This window comes from Labrys wisconsinensis (genome assembly GCF_030814995.1).
GTDB classification, from domain to species: Bacteria; Pseudomonadota; Alphaproteobacteria; order Rhizobiales; family Labraceae; genus Labrys; species Labrys wisconsinensis.
On the sequence record NZ_JAUSVX010000007.1, the window covers coordinates 168,431 to 185,766 of the forward strand.

A 17,336-nucleotide genomic window follows, 5' to 3' on the forward strand; every position below is an offset into this window, starting at 1 on the left:
AGCGGTTCGGCTCGTGACCCCGCTCAATCAGTCGTTCACGCTGATGTCCGTGAAATGGAACCCCGTCGGCGTCTTCGTGAATGTGAAGATGAGTTCGCCGCAGAAGATGGCGTAAGTGTCGTTGTTGTCGCCGTCGCGGGCGTAGATGGCTTTCTCGTGCTGGAGGCAGGTGCGGTTCTTCGCCGTGAACTTGGGCGTATACACCTTCGCGCGGAATTGCGCGGCGTCGCGAACGGGCTCGTCGCTCCCGAACGGCAATTGCGCCAGGCCGGCGACGGCCGCCGGATCGTTGGCCTTCAGCGCCGCGCGGAACTTCGTGAGGAAGTCGCTGAATTCATTCTGCACGGCAGCGGGCGCGACGGCCTTCTTTAGCGCCTGGGCCAAGGCGGGAGCCGGGTGAGCGAGAACGGCGGCGAGCACGATTCCCGATAGAAGTCTCATGACTCTCTTCTCCCGCCACCGGCCGATCCCAATGTACAAGACTTTCGACGCGCGCAAAACGACTGCCCGCCTCACGGCCGCGGCCTGATCGCGGCCCTCACCGGAGGCTTACACATGACAGACGACACGAACGTTCGAGCCGGGCAGTGCCATTGCGGTGCGGTGCGTTTCGAGGTGACGCTCAGCGACGGCTTCAATTCGATCCGCCGCTGCACTTGCTCTTACTGCCGAATGCGAGGCGCCGTCGTTGTCATGGCGGAAATGGGTGGGATCAAGGTCCTGCAAGGCGAGGATGCGTTGACAAGCTACCGCTTCCATACCGGATCGGCGCAGCACTTCTTCTGTTCCCGCTGCGGAATATACACACATCATCAACGGCGATCCGACCAGAGCCTGTTCGCCGTAAACGTGGCTTGCCTGGACGGGGTAAGCCCATTCGATTTCCCTGAGGTGCCTGTCATGGATGGCATCAATCATACGAACGACACCGGCAGGCCAACGCGTCGAGCAGGCACACTTCGCTTCATCGCAGCCGACCAAGGAAGCGTCGGCGAATAGCTGAATCGACGTGGCGCGGGGAACCCCTCTCCCGACTGGGGAGGGGTTGCGCGCGTCTCATCTGAAGCACTCATTCCTCGACGACGCCTCAGCCATCGCCATCCGCCGGCGCCTGCTCGGCAATGCCCGTGCATGGAAGCCGGCCGTCTCCAGCCATCCGCTGCAGACTGTGATGCCGTGGCACTGGTCGAGGCCGCCCCCTCACGCCGGCGGGCGCTCTCCCGCCGCCAGGCGCTTCTCGATCGAGTCGATCACGGGCAGGAGGTCCGCCACCGAATCGATGACGTAGTCGGCCCCGGCGGCATGGAGGGCGGCGTAGGCGGCGTCGCTGCGCTTGCGGCGTTCCTCGGTGCCCAGCGCCGTCCATTCCTCCTCGGAGAGCCCGAGGGCGTTGCCGGAAATCGCGACGCCCACGGTCCAGGTGCCGGCCGCCTTGCCCTCGGCGATGCCGGGGTCGGTGTCGTCGACCTTGACCACCGCCGCGGCGGGCCACACGCCGAGATCGGCGAAGGTGCGGTACATCATCAGCGGCGAGGGACGGCCGGCGGCCAGGTCCCCGGCGCAGACCAGGTTGTCGGGCTCATAGCCCTGCGCCGCGGCGACGGGGAGCAGCGGCTGCATGATGTCGCGGGTATAGCCGGTGGTCGAGCCGATCTTCAGCCCGCGCTCGCGCAAGGCGCGCACCGTCTCGGCCGCGCCGGGAATGAGCTTGCCGAAATTGGTGACGACGCGGGCATTGAGCGGGGTGAACACCGCATAGACCTTGTCGATGTCGGCATTGCCGGGGGCATGGCCGTGGGCGGCTTCCCAGGCGGCGGCGATGCGCGGCTGATGCATCAGCGCCTCGATGTGCTGCCATTTCGGCAGGCCCATCGGGCCCCTCGCCTCCTCGATGGCGATATCGACGCCGAACTCCCTGAACACCTCGACGAAGGCGCCCATCGGCGCCCGCGAGCCGAAATCGACGATGGTGCCGGCCCAGTCGAACACCGCGGCCTTGAGAGCGCTCATGAGGGGCATCCTTCCTGTCGGCAGCCGTTCGCGGCCGAGGCTAACCATGGAGATCGGCGAGGGTCTCCTCGCCGATGGCGAAAGCGGTGGAGGCGCCGGTGCCGCTCGTCACCATGACGAGGCGAACGGCGTCGGCGGGCGCATCGCGGAACATCACCCGGTCGGCGGAGGAATAGACGCCGGTCCAGCGCTCCAGCACGGCGGGCGGCCCCGGCGCGACGGTGGCGCGGTACTCGTCCAGGATCAGGTCGTCGACCGCCTGCGGCGCGAAGGGGTCGGGCGTCATCGCGTAGTGGTGGCTGTCGCCGACCACCAGCGAGCCGTCGGCGCTCTGCACCGCGATCAGGTGGACGCCGTTGGCGAGATGCGGCGCCTGCTCGGCCTGCAGGCGGGCCTTCAGCGGAGCGGCCTCGGGCAATTCGGCATAGCCCTCGTAGCGCACCAGGCTGAGGTCGGTCATCACGGCGCCGGGCAGGCGCCACCCCGGCGCCGGCGGCGCGATCCGCAGCATGTGCAGCTTGCAGCGGCGCACGCCGTAGGCGGCGATGCGCTCGGGGAACAGGCTCAGCAGGTCGTCGCCGGGGCAGACGACCGCGGCGCCGGCCTCGACAAGGCCGGCGGTGGTCTCGATCCGCGGCGGCTCCACGGCCTTGACCGCCGTGCAGCGAAGGAAGGTGACGCCGTGCGCCTCGGCCAGCCAGGCGGCGAGGCGCGGGATCGCCTCGCGCGATTCGACCCGCCGGTCGTGCGGGCTCCACAGCGCCGCGGTCAGCGCCGCGGGCTGGAGCTGCGGGAAGCGGGCGCGCGCCTGCGCCGCGGTCAAAAGCTCGCAGCCCTCGCCCATCTCGGTGGCCATGAAGGCTTCCAGCACCGGCAGGGTCTCCGGCCGGCGTCCGAGGACGGCGAGCCCGGCATGCTCGACCGGGATGCCGGCGGCGGCGGCGACCTCGACCCAGACGTCGCGCGAGCGCATGGCCCGCCGCCAGGTCTCGCCGCGCTTCTGGCCGGTGACGGTGACGAAGCCGAAATTGCGGATCGAGGCGCCGTTCGCCTGCGCCTCGCGGTCGATCACCACGACGCTGAGCCCGCGGCGCACCGCCGCCAGCGCATGGGCGAGGCCGACGATGCCGGCGCCGACGACGGCGAGATCATAGGGGCGGGACATGCGGGGGTACCGGGACAGACGCCGCCAGTTCTAGCGCGGCAACCGTGATGCGTCGATGACGGATTGCGCCGGCGATGGCGCCAGAGGGCGGCTGTCTTCCAGGCCAGCCGCCGCGATTGCACTCCGCCCGGCGATGCGCCACCTTGCGCGGCTCAGCCCGACGAGATCGGAATCACGCCATGACGGACCGTCCCCTCACCCTCGTCACCGGCGGCGGCCGCGGCATCGGCGCCGCGGTCTGCCGTCTCGCCGCGCAGCGCGGGCACGACCTTGTCATCGGCTACCGCAGCGACGAGGCGGCGGCCGCGGCCGTGGCCGGGGAAGCGCGGGCGGCCGGGGCGCGCGTGCTGACGGTGCGCGGCGACATGGGCAGCGAGGAGGACATTCTCGCCCTCTTCGCCGCCGCCGACGGATTCGGCCGCCTGTCGCACGTGGTCAACAATGCCGGCGTCACCGGCCGCTCCTCGCGGCTCGACGCGGCGCCGACAGCGGTGATCCGCTCGACCGTCGACATCAACGTCACCGGCGCCATCCTGGTGGCGCGCGAGGCGGTGAAGCGGCTCTCGACCCGCCATGGCGGTCGGGGCGGCTCGATCGTCAACATCTCCTCGGTCGCCGCCAGCATCGGCAGCCCGGGCGAATATGTCTGGTACGCCGCCTCCAAGGCCGCGATCGAGGGGCTGACGGCGGGCCTGTCGAAGGAAGTGGCGCTGGAGGGGGTCCGGGTCAACAGCGTGCAGCCGGGCATGACGGCGACGGAGATCCACGAGCGCGACACCGGCGACGCCGCCCGGGTCGAGCGCATCCGGCCGAGCATCCCGATGCAGCGCATCGGCCTGCCCGAGGAGATCGCCGAAGCCGTGCTGTTCCTGATGTCGGACGCCGCCTCCTACATCACCGGCGCGACGCTGAAAGTCTCGGGCGGGCGCTGAGGCCGGGAGGACGCGATGAGCGACGTCTGGTTCATCGAAGCATCGGACGAGGGCTGGACCGACCTCGGCACCGGCGTGCGCCGGCGGGTGCGGCTGCAGATTCCCGAGATGATGATGGTCGAGTTCGCCTTCGAGGCCGGCGCCGTCGGCGCCCTGCATTCCCATCCGCATGTCCAGTGCAGCACCGTGCAGCGCGGCCGCTTCGACGTGACGATCGCCGGCGTCACCCGCCGGCTCGGCCAGGGCAGCGCCTATATCGTCCCGCCCGGTGCCGTGCACGGGGTGGTGGCGCTCGAGCCGGGGCTGCTCCTGGACGTGTTCGCGCCGCGCCGCGAGGATTTTCTGGTCGGTTGAGGAGCGGCACCCGCGCTTCTGGCCGAGAGGGGGGGGCAAACCATTCCAGCTCGGTCAGATCGAGCCTGGTGCGTGTAGCGGACCTGCCCCACGGCTCAGGCCCGACCGGCCAAGCGGCGACGCGCCTCCTCCTTCAGCTGGGCGAAATCCAGCTCGCCCGCATCGCCGCTGTCGATGCCGTCCCGCCATGCCCTGCGAAGCGAAGCCGGTTTCTCGGCTCGCGTCTGCTCGTAGCGTTCCAGCAAGCGCAGAGCCTCGCGCACGACCTCGCCGGCGGATTTGTAGCGGCCGGTCTCGACCTCGGCCTCGACGAAACGAGCCAACTCCTCGGACAGGGACACGGTCATGTTCATGGCAGCGATCCTCCCCGGCACCATAGCCCAGCCACCGACATCGGCAAACACCTCCGACATAGTCGCGGGGATCGCGCGATGACGCCCAAGCAGGTTCTCCCGAACCTGCTTAGCCTCCGGTCGCGGCGCTTGCACCCCTGACGATCAGCGAGACCGGCAGGCGCACGCAGCGCGGTGCGCGCGGCTGCGGGTCGCGGATGCGCTCGAGCAGCATCTCGGCGGCATGACGCCCCATCTCCGCCCGGTCCCAGGACAGGGCCGAGACAGGCGGCACGCCGAGCTCGGCGAGATCGGAATCGCTGCCGGCGACGATGGCGATGTCCCGCCCCACCTCCAGCCCGCTGCTGCGGATCGCCCGCAAGGTTCCGGGCAGCATGTCGACGGCCGCAACGAAAAGGGCGGTCGGCCGGTCGGCGGCGGCGAGCAGGGCGCAGGTCTCGCGGAAGGCGATCTCGTTGGACAGGGCATGATCCCGGATCAGCGCTTCGTCGACCGCGATGCCGCGCCGGGCATGGGCGTGCCGATAGCCGGCGATGCGGCTGCGCGAGGGGTAGGCAGCGGGGTCGCCGACGATCATGCCGATGCGGGCATGGCCGAGCGAGATGAGATGGCCGACCGCCAGCCCGGCGCCCGCCTGGTGGTCGGCCATCACGCGGTCGACGTTCTGCAGCAATTCGCGATCGATCAGGACGATCGGCATCGGCGCGCCGGCGATCGCCGCGGCGAGCTCGGCATCGGCCTCGTCGCTCATCGTCATCATCACGCCCTCGACGCGCCTCTGGGCGAAGCCGCGCAGCAGGGCGAGCTCGACATCCTTCTCGTTGGAGGTGCTGGCCAGGAGAAGCGTGTAGCCGGCCCGACGGAACACCTCCTCCGCCGCCTTCACGTAGCTGGCGAAGGCGGGGATGTCGAAATCGCGAATCGCGCAGGCGACCATCCTGGTGCGGGCGTTGCGCAGGCTTCCGGCCACCGCGTCGCGCTGGTAGCCGAGCGCCGCGATGGCGTCCTGGACGCTGCGGCGCGCCTGCGGCGTCACGGACGGATGCTCGTTGAGGACGCGCGAGACCGTCCCGAGCGCCACGCCGGCCCTGGCCGCCACGTCCCGGATCGTCGCCTTCCTGATGCCTGCCATCGCTTCGCCCCCGTCCGTCTTCCCCTCTGCCTCAATCCCGTGCGTCGCGCCACCCGATCAGGCAGCGATTGCACGACATTTGCGCAGAAATTTGGAACCGGTTCATTGACTAAAATACCCTGTTTGTAAGAGCTTACCTAACACATTTTCGGAGATGGTGAACATGTTCCAGAGCGCTGCGCGCCTCGGCCGGGTCAAGCCTTCGCCGACGGTCGCCCTCGCCGGCAAGGTCGCCGAGCTCGCGGCGCAGGGACGCGACGTGCTGAGCCTCGTGGCGGGCGAGCCGGATTTCGACACGCCGGACCACATCAAGCAGGCAGCCAAGGAAGCCATCGATCGCGGCGACACCAAATACACGGCGGTGGACGGCACCCCGGCGCTGCGCCGGGCCATCGCCGGCAAGTTCGAGCGCGAGAACGGGCTCGCCTATGCGCCGGACGAGATCATCGTCGGCTCCGGCGGCAAGCAGGTCGTCTACAACGCGCTGATGGCCAGCCTCTCGGCCGGCGACGAGGTGGTGATCCCGGCGCCGTACTGGGTGTCCTATCCAGAGATCGTGCTGCTGGCCGAGGGCACGCCGGTCATCGTGCCCTGCGCCGCCGACAGCGGCTTCCGCCTCGACCCGCGGGCGCTGGAGGCGGCGATCACCGCGCGGACGCGCTGGCTGATCCTCAACTCGCCCGCCAATCCGTCCGGCGCGGCCTACACGCGCGACGAGCTCGCGGCGCTCGCCGAGGTTCTGATGCGGCACCCGCAGGTCTGGATCCTGACCGACGACATCTACGAGCATCTGGCCTATGGCGGCCTGCGCTTTGCCACCATCGCCGCTGTCGAGCCCCGGCTGCGCGAGCGGACGCTGACTATGAACGGCGTCTCCAAGACCTATTGCATGACGGGCTGGCGCATCGGCTATGCCGGCGGGCCGAAACCCCTGATCCGGGCGATGTCGGCGATCCAGTCGCATTCGACCACCAACGCCGCCTCGATCAGCCAGGCCGCCGCCGTCGCCGCCCTGGAAGGGCCGCAGGATTTCATCGCCGGCCATGTCGCCGCCTTCGAACGGCGCCGCGACAAGGTCGTCGCCGGGCTGAACGCGGTGGCAGGCCTCACCTGCCGCCGGCCGGAAGGAGCCTTCTACGTCTTCCCCTCCTGCGCGGCGCTGCTCGGACGCCGCGCTCCGGACGGGCGCCTCGTCGCCACCGACGAGGACTTCGCCCTCTATCTCCTCGATGCCGCCGGCGTCGGCCTCGTCCACGGCTCCGCCTTCGGCTGCCCCGGCCATGTCCGCCTGTCCTATGCCGCCGCCGACGCGAAGCTCGACCGCGCGCTCGAGCGGATCGCGGCCGCCTGCGCCGCGCTCGCATCCGCTCCCGCGCCGATGCGCGCGGGAACCTGAGCATGGCGGGCATCCCGCAGGAGACCGGGCCGGCGCCAGCCGCGACGCCGGGCCTCTCCGAGCGCAGCCTCGTCGCGCTCCTCGCCGCCGTGGCCTTCGTGGTCGCCCTGAACGCGACGGTGATGTTTCCGCTCGGCCCCTTCCTGGTCGCGGAGATCGGCGGCCGCGCCGACGCGCTCGGCTATCTCGGCGCGGTCTATTCGCTGTCGGCGGCGCTCGGCGGCTTCATGGCTTCCTTCGTCCTCGACCGCTTCGACCGCCGCCAGGCGCTGGCCGTCTGCGCCATGCTCTTCACGCTCGCGATCGCCGCCGGCGCCGCCGTGCCCGACATGGCGGCGCTGATGGGGACGCGCGCGGCGGCCGGCTTCGCCGCCGGGCCGCTCTGGGGACTGCTGGTCGCCCTGGTCAGCGACGTGGTTCCGCCGCAGCGGCGGGGCCTGGCGATCAGCCGGCTGGTCGGCACCTATGGGCTGGCGCTGGTGCTCGGCCTGCCGGCGGGACCGTTGCTCGCCAGCCTGTCCGGCGGCTGGCGCTGGGCGCTGCTCGCCCTGGCGCTCGGCGGCGGCGTCATCTCGGCCCTGACCGTGGTCGCGATCGGTCCGCGCCGCGATCATCTCGCCGCGGCACTGTCGCGGCCCTCCGGCCCGGCATGGCGCGGCGTGCTGCGGCTGATCGTCGGCCTGCCGAGCCTGATCGCCTTCCTGCTGATCGCCGCGTCCTCCTTCTCGGCCCTGCTGGTCTCGCCCAACCTGCCGGTGTTCGTGCTGCGCAACACCGGGCTCGGACCGACCGGCCTCTCTGCCGTCTACCTCCTCGGCGGCGCGCTGGCGCTCGTCGTCGTACCGCTGACCGGCCGGACGAGCGACCGCCTCGGTGCCCTTCCCGTCGCGGCCGTCGCGGCGCTGGCGACCACGCTCGTGCTCGGGGCGGCCTTCCTCGGCGAGGCGCCGCTGCTGCCCGCCCTGCCGGTCCTGGCCATGGTGCTGGCGATGCAGCTGGTGCGCAGCGCGGTGAGCCAGGGCTCGGCCACGCGCGTGCCGCTGCCGGCCGAGCGTGCCGCGTTCCAGTCCCTGGCCGCGGCGGTCACCAATCTCGCCCAGGCGCTCGGAGCCGGCACCGCGCCGCTCCTGCTCGGCATCGGGCCGGACGGGCGGCTCGCCGGCATGGACCGCGTCGCCGGGCTCGCCATCGCCGCCGCCTGGACGGCGCCGCTGCTCCTGATGCGGCTGGAGACCGTGCTGCGCCGGCGCGACCTGCCGCCGGTGGGGGAGCCGTGATCATGGCATGGCCCCGCGACCTCTCCGCCGCCTCGCTGCCGCCGACCTATGCGGCCAGCGGCGAGCCCGCGCCGACCGGCACCCCGCTGCGCGGCGAAGCCGCGGCGGATGTCGCGGTGATCGGTGCAGGGATAACCGGCGCCAGCGCCGCGCTCCATCTCGCAGCCGCCGGCGCATCGGTGCGCCTGCTCGACGCCGAGGCGGTCGGCGCCGGCGGCAGCGGCCGCGCCTTCGGGCAGGTCGTGCCCTATCTGCGCCGGGAGCCGGCCCGCGTCCTCGCCGATCTCGGGACCGAGGCGGGCGAGCGGCTGATCGATGCTGCAGCGCGCGTCCCCGCTCTCGTGGCCGGGCTCGTGTCGCGCCACGCCATCGCCTGCGATCTGGATTCGCACGGGCTGATCTTCGCCGCCCATTCCGCGGCCGGCGCCGCGATGCTGCACCGGCGCCGACGGGCCTGGGCGGAGCGCGGCATCGACCTGCCGCTGCTCGACGCGGGCGAGGCCGCCGTCGCGATCGGCGGCGGCCGCTACCGCGCCGCGCTGATCGAGCCGCGCGGCCTCTCGCTCAATCCGCTCGCCTATGTCCGCGGCCTGGCGCGCGCGGCCGTCGCGGCGGGTGCGCGGCTGCATGAGCGCAGCCGCGTCACCGCAATCGCGCGACGCTCCGGCGGTTGGCAGGTCGATCTGCGGGACGGGCGCATCCTGTGCGACAGGGTGATCGTCGCCTGCGGCATCGAGCTCGGCGCCATCCTGCCGGCCCTGCGGCTGCGGGTCCTGCCCCTCCGCGTCCACGAGGCCGCGACCGCGTGCCTGCCTCCCGACATGCTCGCCGGCGCCCTGCCGCGCCAGCGCGCCCTCACCGACACGCGCCGCCTGCCGTCCGGCATCAGGCGGACCGGCGACGGACGCCTCGTCGTGACACTGCCGGGGCCGATCGCCGGCAGCCGCGTCGGCGACCTCCCGGACGGCCTGGCCCGGCTGCGCGCCCTCTTTCCCCGGCTGAAGGACGCGGCCTTCGCCGAGACCTGGTCCGGCTGGGTCGATCTGACGCCGGACCAATACCCGCGCCTCGTCGAGCCGATACCCGGCCTGCTGGTCGGCTATGGCCTCAGCGGGCGGGGCCTCGGCCTCGGCACCGCCCTCGGCCGCGCCCTGGCGGAACGCGCTGCGGGCGTCCCCGCCGACGACACGCCCTTTCCCGGCGCAGACGGCCCCGCACGACGCTGGTTCCCGGGCGCGCGCCTCGCCGCCGCCGTCGCGGCGGCTTCCTTCCGCCGCATCGATGCGTGGCAGGCACGGCGCGATGCAAGCCCCTCCTCCCCCGGACGCAACGGACCCTGACGCCCATGGCCATCCTCGCCTGGCTCCACAACGCCTACGGCCGCGACCTCATCGACGGCATCCGCGCCGCGCTTCCCGGCGAGGACATCCGCGAATGGCCGGAGGCCGGCGATCCCGACGCGATCGACATCTGCATCGTCTTCCGCATGCCGCACGGCTTCCTGAAGCCGTTCCGCAACCTGGCGCTGATGTCGGCCACCGGCGCCGGCATCGACCACTATCTGCTCGATCCCGATTTCCCCAGGGGAATCCGGATGGTGCGCATCGTCGACCACGACTTCGCCTCGCGCATGGCGGACTATGTCCTGGCCTGGACGCTGTTCCATCATCGCGACGTCGCGCATTTCCTCGCCGCCCAGAAGCGGCGCGAATGGGCGTACAAGATCATGCGCTCGGCCCGCGAGGTCCGCGTCGGCGTGATGGGCCTCGGCCAGATGGGCCGGCTGGCGGCCGAGCGCCTCGCCGGGGTCGGCTACGACACCGCCGCCTGGTCGCGCTCGCGGCACGAGGTTCCCGGCGTCGCCTGCTTTGCCGGCGCGGAAGGCTTCGGCCCGTTCCTGGCGCGCAGCGAGATCCTGATCAACCTGCTGCCGCTCACGCCGACGACCCGGGGCATCCTGTCGGCCGCGACCTTCGCCGGGATGCCGCCGGGCGGCGTGGTGATCTCGGCCGGGCGCGGCGGGCATCTCGTCGAGGCCGACCTCGCCGCCGCGCTGCGCCAGGGCACGCTGCGCGCCGCCACGATCGACGCCTTTCCCGTCGAGCCCCTGCCCGCGGACAGCCCCCTCTGGGACACGCCGAACCTCACCGTCACCCCGCATTGCTCCTCGACGGCCAGCCTCAGGACGATCGTGGACACCTTCGCCGAGAACGTCCGCCGCTTCCGCGCCGGGGCTGCGCTCCTGAACGAGGTGGACACCCTTGCCGGCTACTGAGCCCTCGACCCGCAAGCACAGGAGAGCGACCATGATCAGACTGCGTTTCCTCGCCGGGGCCGCCCTCGCGGCCGCGCTCGGCCTCGCCACGACCGGTCATGCCGAGGAGGCGAAACGGCCGAAGCTCGATTTCGCCGGCTCGGTGACCTGGCTCGGCATGGTCCCGGTGCTGCTCGCCGTCGACAAGGGCTATTTCACCGAGGCCGGGCTCGATGTCAGCCTCCAGGTGGTGCTGAACTCGAGCGATCGCGTGCGCGCGCTGACCGCCGGCTCCGTCGCCTTCAGCAATCTCGGCCGCACCACCGTGATCAGCGAGATGGCGCGCGGCAATACCAGCTTCTACTACTTCGCCAATATCGACGATTCCCCGGGCAGCGAGGGCTGCTGGGCACGGCCGGGCTTTGCCAGCTTCGCGGATCTCAAGGGCCGGAAGGTCGCGGCCAACACCTCCGCCGAGATCACCATGGCGGGGCTCCTCGCCAGGGCCGGCCTGAAGCAAGCCGACATCGCCTATGTCAACCTGCCGCCGAACGAGATGCAGCTGGCGCTCTCGCGCGGGGACGTCGATGCGGCCTGCATCTGGCAGCCGATCCTCGACGGCCTGAAGAAGGCCGTGCCCGACGGCAGGCTCCTGGGCACGGACAAGGACACCGAGATGTTCCAGCGTTTCCAGACCATGTCGGCGCCCGACATCATGATCATCTCGCGCAAGGTCGTCGACGAGGATCCGGTCTCGGCCGGCAAGCTCGCCGCGGCCGTGATGAAGGCGGCCGACTTCGTCAACGCCGACCCGGAAGAGGCGGCGAAGACGGTCGCCCACTATTTCCGCCAGCCGCCCGAGACCGTGCTCGCCGGCATCCGCGGCTTCAAATACTACGGCACGAAGGACTGGCCGGAGCACATGCGCAGGCACGGCGCGCAGATGGACTATCTCGCCGGCTGGCTCGCCGAAACCGGCAAGATTCCTGCAAGGCCCGACGTGAAGGCCTGGGAGAACACCAGCTTCGTGCCCAAGCCCTGAGCAACCCGAGAGAGGAGGCGCGCCGATGTCCACGCCAGCGACCGGCGATCTCGCACTGTCCGCCGCCGCAGCCCCGGTGGGATGGCCGCGATGGCGGCTGCGCCGCTTCGGCCGGCCGGTGCTGCTGCTCAACCTCATCGGCATCCTGGCGCTCTACGGGCTGTGGGCCGCAGCGACGGAGACCGGCCTGGTCTCGCCGATCTTCCTGCCCTCCCCCTCGATGGTCGCGGCCGAGGCGCGGGGCATCGCCGGGACCGCCGACCTGTGGGCGTCGGTCGCCGCGTCGTCGGCGCGCGTCTTCGTCGGCTTCGGGCTGGCCGCGCTCGTCGCCGTGCCGCTCGGCATCCTGATGGGCGCCTGGTGGCCGGCGAAGGCGCTGATCGATCCCCTGATCTCGCTGCTGCGGCCGCTGCCTTCGATCACCTGGATCCCGCTCACCATGCTCTGGCTCGGCATCGGCGAGGGCCAGAAGATCGCGATCGTGTTCATGGGCTCATGGATCTACATCCTGCTCTACACCGTGGAGAGCACGAAGCGCGTCGATCCCCTGCTGGTGAAGGCCGCCCGCAATCTCGGCGCCGGCCATCTGGCCGTGATGCGCGAGGTCGTGCTTCCCGGCTCGCTGCCCGGCATCCTGGCCGGCCTCAAGGTCAGCCTCGCCATCGCCTGGTCCTGCGTGCTCTCGGCCGAGATGGTCGCGGCACAGTCCGGGCTCGGGGCCTTGATCTGGTCGGCCAAGGACTGGGGCAACACGTCGCTCGTCCTGGTCGGCATGGTCTGCATCTCCGTCACCGTGCTGATCGCCGATCTCCTGGCGAACCGGCTGGAGGCCTGGCTGCTGCCCTGGGAACGCCATCGGCGCGGGCCGTGAAGGAGGCGATCATGGCTGTCATCCTCTCCGCCCGCGCCGTTTCCAAGCGCTATGACGGCCGCCGCGGCGACGGCGTGCTGGCGCTCGACACCGTCTCGCTCGAGGTCCGCCAGGGCGAGTTCCTCTGCCTGCTCGGCGCCTCCGGCTGCGGCAAGTCCACCCTCCTCAACATGTTCGCCGGGTTCGTCGCGCCGACCGGCGGCGAGATCCGCCTGCGCGAGGAGAGGATCGAGGCGATCGAGCCGCGCTGCGGCATGGTCTTCCAGTCCTATGCGCTGTTTCCCTGGAAGACGGTGCGGGAGAATGTCGGCTTCGGCCCGAAGATGCGGGGTTGCGGGCGCGCCGAGCGGCGCGACATCGCCGAGCGCTTTCTCGCCATGGTCGGGCTGTCGGGCTTCGCCGAGCACTACCCCGCCGAGCTGTCGGGCGGCATGCAGCAGCGCGTGACGCTGGCGCGGTGCCTGGCGGCCGATCCGGAGGTGATGCTGATGGACGAGCCCTTCGCGGCGCTCGACGCGATGACCCGCGAGGTGCTGCAGGGCGAGCTCATGCGCATCCAGAGGCAGAGCGGCAAGACCGTCGTCTTCGTGACGCACAACATCGACGAAGCGCTCGTCATGGCGGATCGCATCGTGGTGATGTCGCCGCGCCCGGGGCGGATCGCGGCGCTGATCGACAACGATCTGCCGCGCCCACGCGACATCGAGGTCCAGCTCCTGCCGGCCTATGCCGGCCTCAAGCGCAGGGTCTGGAGCCTCGTCGCGGGCGACCTCGCGGCGCACGCCGCCTGAAGCGCCACGCCCGCCGGGCGACCGGCGGGCAGGCACGCTGGAAGAACCCTCAGGCCACCTTCTTGCCCGCCTCGGTCTTTGCTGCCGCGGCCTTGGCCGGCGCGGCTTTCGCCGGCCTGGGGCTCTCCTGCTGCTGCTGGGCTCCGGCGTCGCCGAAGGAAGGTTCCAGCGTCGAGCGGCGGGCATCCTCATAGCCGATCGTCTCGCGTGCCATCTCCCAGTGGCGCTGCTCGCGCCCCTCGGGCTTTCCTTCGTTGAGCCAGATCTCGTAGGCCTTCAGCCGGACCCGGTCCTCGTGCGAATGCTGCGACATGCCTGTCTCTCCTGATCGCTCGCCCAATCCCGACGAAGGTCGAAGGCCGCGCCGAGCCGTCGGCCGACCGACGCGGTCTGCCGGCGATCCCGCTCGTCGGATCGGCGCGCCACACATAGCGGCCGGCGGTCGCGGCCCCACCACCCCAGGAGCGGTGGAAACCCGATCAACCAGCCATGCCCTCGAACCCCCGTTCCCACGCTGCAGCAACGTGCCGGGCCGGCGAATGTTCCGCCACGGACGCGTCCTCACGGTCCCTTGAACGGGAAAGTCCCACCCCTCGCCGCACGGACGTTTCAGGTCCCTCGGGGGAAGTCGTAGGGCAGGAGCCGCATGTTGGCGAAGCCCTGCTCACCGAGGCGGGTCCAGAGCAGCGTGCGGTCGCGGAAGCCGAAATAGGAGCCGGCGATCCGCCTGACGAGGTCGTCGCCGCCTTCCACCGCATCGGTCATCACCTCGCCCACCGCCTTGCCGAAGGCCTGGAACACCTCGGCCGGGAACTGGCGGAACTGCACGCCCTTGGCGACGAAATCGGCCAGGACAGCGGGCGTGCGGGCATTGTATTGGGCGAGCGAACGGATGTTCTCCTCGGCGCAGGCCGCCTCCACCGCCGCCTGCTGCGCCTTGGGCAGGGCCTCGAACCGCTCGCGGTTGATCTGGAGCTGGAAGGCCATGCAGGGATCCTGGAACCCCGGCCAGTAGCAGAACTTCGCAACGTCCTGGAAGCCGAAGGGCGCATCGTTGACCGGGCCCATGAACTCGGCCGCGTCGAGCTCGCCGGCCCGCAGCTTGCCGACGATCTCGCCGCCGGGCATCAGCAGCTGCACCACGCCGAGCTTGCTGAGGGCCTGGCCCGCCAGCCCCGGGATGCGGAAGCGCAGGCCCTTGAGGTCGGCGACGCCCGATATCTCCCGGGTGAACCAGCCGCCGAACTGCGCACCGGTGTTGCCGGCGAGGAAGGCGCGGATGCCGAAGCGCGCCGCCAGCTCGTTCCAGAGGGCCTGGCCGCCGCCGTCATAGACCCAGGCGTTGAGCTCGCCCGCCGTCAGGCCGAACGGCACCGCCGAGAAGAAGGCGAAGGCCGGCGAGCGCGCCAGGTCGTAGGCGGCGGTGCCGTGCGCCATCTCCACCTTGCCATTCGTCACCGCATCCATGTTCTCCTGGCCGGGGACGAGCTCGCCGACGGGATAGAGCCGCACCAGGAGCTTGCCCTCGGTGAGCACGCCGATTCGGTCGGCGAGGCGCTGCGCCCCCACCCCGGCGCCAGGCAGGTCCTTGGGCCAGGCCGTGACCATGCGCCATTCGACCAGGCCCTGGGCGATGGCGGGCGCGGCGACGAGGCCGGCGGCTGCGGCCGCGGCGCCTGCGATCATGGTGCGGCGTGTCGTCATCGGCAGCTCCGGCGGGCGGACGGTCCGGTCCGCGACAACGGCAGATGGCCCGCCCTTCGTCACACCGTCAAGGCCTGCCGCAGGCTCGCGCCCTCTTCCGAGCGCTTGAGCAGCTCGCGCGCCTCGTCGGCTTCGCGCTGGCGGTTCCACATGCCGGCATAGAGGCCGCCGCGGTCGAGCAGGGCCTGGTGGGTGCCGCGCTCGGCGACGACGCCCTTGTCGATGACCAGGATCTCGTCGGCGTCGACCACGGTCGACAGCCGGTGGGCGATCACCAGCGTGGTGCGGCCCTTGGAGACCCGCTCCAGGGCGCCCTGGATCTCCATCTCGGTGTAGCTGTCGAGCGCCGAGGTCGCCTCGTCCAGCACCAGGATCGGCGGGGCCTTCAGGATGGTGCGGGCGATGGCGACGCGCTGCTTCTCGCCGCCCGAGAGCTTCAGGCCGCGCTCGCCGACCTCGGTGTCGTAGCCCTTGGGCATCAGGCGGATGAAGCCGTCGATCTGGGCGAGGCGCGCCGCCTCCTCCACCTCCGCATCGGCCGCATCCCAGCGGCCGTAGCGGATGTTGTAGCGGATCGTGTCGTTGAACAGCACCGTGTCCTGCGGCACCATGCCGATGGCCGCGCGCAGCGAGGTCTGCGTCACCGCGCGCACGTCCTGCCCGTCGATCAGCACCCGCCCGCCCTGGACGTCGTAGAAGCGGTAGAGCAGCCGCGACACCGTCGACTTGCCGGCGCCGGAGGGCCCGACGATCGCCACCGTCCGCCCGGCCGGCACGTCGAAGGACAGGCCCTTGAGGATCGGGCGCTGCGGGTCGTAGTGGAACTGCACGTTGTCGAAGGTGACGCGGCCCTCGCGCACCTCCAGGGGCTTGGCCCCCGGCGCGTCCGTGACTTCCGGCGCCTGGCCGAGCAGCTCGAACATGGTCTCGATGTCGGTGACGCCCTGCTTGATCTCGCGATAGGCGAAGCCGAGGAAGTTGAGCGGCGTCGACAGCATCAGCCACATGGTGTTGAGCAGGGCGATGTCGCCGACCGTGTTGGCGCCATGGATGACGCCGTAGCCGGCCAGCGCCATGGACGCCGTCATGCCGCCGATGAAGATGACGCCCTGGCCGATGTTGAGCCAGGTCAGGGTGATGTAGGTGCGGATGCCGGCCTGCTCGTAGCCGGCCAGCGCCCGGTCGTAGCGGGCGAGCTCGCGCGCCTCGTTGCCGAAATACTTCACCGTCTCGTAGTTGAGCAGGCTGTCGATCGCCTTCTGGTTGGCGTCGGTGTCGCTGTCATTCATCTCGCGGCGGATGGCGATGCGCCACTCCGTCGCCTTCACGGTGAACCAGACGTAGAGCGCCGTCGTCGCCAGCACGATCGCGGCGTAGCGCCAGTCGAACTGCAGCACCAGCACCAGCGTCGAGAGCGCCAGCTCGACGATGGTCGGCAGGATGTTGATGGTGGCGAAGCGCACGATGGTCTCGATGCCGGCGCGGCCGCGGTCGATGACGCGCGACAGGCCGCCGGTCTTGCGCTCGAGATGGTAGCGCAGGCTGAGGCCGTGGATGTGCTGGAAGGTCTCGACCGCCAGCCGCCGCACCGCGTGCATGAAGACGGCGGCGAACAGGCCGTCCTTCCACTGCGAGATCGCGGTCATGACCAGGCGCGACACGCCATAGGCGACGATCATGGTCAGCGGCAGCCCGGCCATGGCCACGGCGAAGGCCGAGCCGGTGAGCGGCTTGCCGGAGCCGACGGCCGCGAGGCCGTCGGTCGCCCATTTGAAGGTGTAGGGCACGATCAGGGTGACGGCCTTGGTCACCACCAGCAGCGCGAAGGCGAACACCACCCGCGTCCTGAGGTCGGCGCGATCCTTCGGCCACATGTACGGCCAGAGCGCCGCCATGGTGTGCAGGAAGCCCTGGTCGGCATTGACGGGCTTCGCCGCCGCCGCGTTGGTCGAAGCATTGTCGGGGGGCATGGGTGCTTTGTCGTTTGTCGCGGTCGGCGCGGCTTTCCGTGCAGTCTGGAGCACAGTTAAGGCGCGCGGCGAGCGGCTGCAAGAC

Annotated in this window: 18 protein-coding genes; 10 read left to right on the forward strand and 8 right to left on the reverse strand. The window is 71.0% G+C overall.

Going from position 1 to position 17,336, the window contains the following annotated elements; genetic code table 11:
- Positions 1 to 27 precede the first annotated feature (27 nt).
- The gene (locus tag QO011_RS19445; RefSeq protein WP_307275194.1) at positions 28 to 441 is read right to left on the reverse strand and encodes a hypothetical protein; all 414 of its coding nucleotides are present in this window, start codon (positions 439 to 441) and stop codon (positions 28 to 30) included.
- A gap of 114 nt (positions 442 to 555) precedes the next feature.
- Between QO011_RS19445 and QO011_RS19450 the strand changes: the two genes are divergently transcribed.
- The gene (locus tag QO011_RS19450) at positions 556 to 999 is read left to right on the forward strand and encodes a GFA family protein (protein ID WP_307275197.1); all 444 of its coding nucleotides are present in this window, start codon (positions 556 to 558) and stop codon (positions 997 to 999) included.
- 201 nt (positions 1,000 to 1,200) lie between these two features.
- Here QO011_RS19450 and phnX read toward each other — a convergent pair whose 3' ends face one another.
- Together phnX and QO011_RS19460 are read right to left on the reverse strand one after the other, a co-directional pair.
- On the reverse strand, positions 1,201 to 2,010 hold the full coding sequence (phnX, locus tag QO011_RS19455) for a phosphonoacetaldehyde hydrolase (RefSeq protein ID WP_307275200.1): 810 nt from the start codon (positions 2,008 to 2,010) through the stop codon (positions 1,201 to 1,203).
- Positions 2,011 to 2,050: 40 nt separating this feature from the next.
- Entirely contained in the window at positions 2,051 to 3,175 is a 1,125-nt protein-coding gene (locus QO011_RS19460) for a TIGR03364 family FAD-dependent oxidoreductase (protein WP_307275202.1), read from the reverse strand.
- A 179-nt stretch (positions 3,176 to 3,354) separates the two neighbouring features.
- Here QO011_RS19460 and QO011_RS19465 point away from each other — a divergent pair, with 179 nt between their 5' ends.
- Positions 3,355 to 4,107 carry an SDR family oxidoreductase gene (locus QO011_RS19465; protein ID WP_307275203.1) on the forward strand — a complete coding sequence of 251 codons (753 nt, stop codon included), beginning with the start codon at positions 3,355 to 3,357 and terminating at the stop codon, positions 4,105 to 4,107.
- A gap of 15 nt (positions 4,108 to 4,122) precedes the next feature.
- Complete coding sequence (locus tag QO011_RS19470; protein WP_307275205.1) at positions 4,123 to 4,461, forward strand: cupin domain-containing protein; 339 nt, start codon at positions 4,123 to 4,125, stop codon at positions 4,459 to 4,461.
- A gap of 95 nt (positions 4,462 to 4,556) precedes the next feature.
- Here the strand turns inward: QO011_RS19470 and QO011_RS19475 are convergent, their stop codons facing one another.
- Positions 4,557 to 4,814, reverse strand: coding sequence for a type II toxin-antitoxin system ParD family antitoxin (locus QO011_RS19475; protein ID WP_307275207.1), 258 nt, complete (start codon positions 4,812 to 4,814; stop codon positions 4,557 to 4,559).
- A gap of 109 nt (positions 4,815 to 4,923) precedes the next feature.
- Positions 4,924 to 5,946, reverse strand: coding sequence for a LacI family DNA-binding transcriptional regulator (locus tag QO011_RS19480; RefSeq protein ID WP_307275208.1), 1,023 nt, complete (start codon positions 5,944 to 5,946; stop codon positions 4,924 to 4,926).
- A gap of 163 nt (positions 5,947 to 6,109) precedes the next feature.
- Between QO011_RS19480 and QO011_RS19485 the strand changes: the two genes are divergently transcribed.
- Genes QO011_RS19485 through QO011_RS19515 form a run of 7 tightly spaced genes read left to right on the forward strand, consistent with a single transcriptional unit; the run spans position 6,110 to position 13,577 of the window.
- Positions 6,110 to 7,342: a pyridoxal phosphate-dependent aminotransferase gene (locus tag QO011_RS19485; RefSeq protein WP_307275210.1), complete on the forward strand. Its 1,233-nt coding sequence runs from the start codon at positions 6,110 to 6,112 to the stop codon at positions 7,340 to 7,342.
- A gap of 2 nt (positions 7,343 to 7,344) precedes the next feature.
- On the forward strand, positions 7,345 to 8,619 hold the full coding sequence (locus tag QO011_RS19490) for an MFS transporter (RefSeq protein WP_307275211.1): 1,275 nt from the start codon (positions 7,345 to 7,347) through the stop codon (positions 8,617 to 8,619).
- A 2-nt stretch (positions 8,620 to 8,621) separates the two neighbouring features.
- Positions 8,622 to 9,959 carry an NAD(P)/FAD-dependent oxidoreductase gene (locus tag QO011_RS19495; RefSeq protein WP_307275213.1) on the forward strand — a complete coding sequence of 446 codons (1,338 nt, stop codon included), beginning with the start codon at positions 8,622 to 8,624 and terminating at the stop codon, positions 9,957 to 9,959.
- 5 nt (positions 9,960 to 9,964) lie between these two features.
- Positions 9,965 to 10,894, forward strand: a complete 930-nt coding sequence (locus QO011_RS19500) for a 2-hydroxyacid dehydrogenase (protein WP_307275215.1) — start codon at positions 9,965 to 9,967, stop codon at positions 10,892 to 10,894.
- Positions 10,895 to 10,925: 31 nt separating this feature from the next.
- Entirely contained in the window at positions 10,926 to 11,915 is a 990-nt protein-coding gene (locus QO011_RS19505; RefSeq protein WP_307275216.1) for an ABC transporter substrate-binding protein, read from the forward strand.
- Positions 11,916 to 11,940: 25 nt separating this feature from the next.
- Positions 11,941 to 12,786, forward strand: coding sequence for an ABC transporter permease (locus tag QO011_RS19510; RefSeq protein WP_307275218.1), 846 nt, complete (start codon positions 11,941 to 11,943; stop codon positions 12,784 to 12,786).
- 11 nt (positions 12,787 to 12,797) lie between these two features.
- On the forward strand, positions 12,798 to 13,577 hold the full coding sequence (locus QO011_RS19515; RefSeq protein WP_307275220.1) for an ABC transporter ATP-binding protein: 780 nt from the start codon (positions 12,798 to 12,800) through the stop codon (positions 13,575 to 13,577).
- A 49-nt stretch (positions 13,578 to 13,626) separates the two neighbouring features.
- Here the strand turns inward: QO011_RS19515 and QO011_RS19520 are convergent, their stop codons facing one another.
- The 3 genes from QO011_RS19520 to QO011_RS19530 form a co-directional block, all read right to left on the reverse strand.
- The gene (locus tag QO011_RS19520) at positions 13,627 to 13,890 is read right to left on the reverse strand and encodes a DUF2934 domain-containing protein (RefSeq protein ID WP_307275222.1); all 264 of its coding nucleotides are present in this window, start codon (positions 13,888 to 13,890) and stop codon (positions 13,627 to 13,629) included.
- A gap of 296 nt (positions 13,891 to 14,186) precedes the next feature.
- Positions 14,187 to 15,281: a TRAP transporter substrate-binding protein gene (locus tag QO011_RS19525; protein ID WP_307275224.1), complete on the reverse strand. Its 1,095-nt coding sequence runs from the start codon at positions 15,279 to 15,281 to the stop codon at positions 14,187 to 14,189.
- A 59-nt stretch (positions 15,282 to 15,340) separates the two neighbouring features.
- On the reverse strand, positions 15,341 to 17,251 hold the full coding sequence (locus tag QO011_RS19530; RefSeq protein WP_307275225.1) for an ABCB family ABC transporter ATP-binding protein/permease: 1,911 nt from the start codon (positions 17,249 to 17,251) through the stop codon (positions 15,341 to 15,343).
- Positions 17,252 to 17,336: the final 85 nt, after the last annotated feature.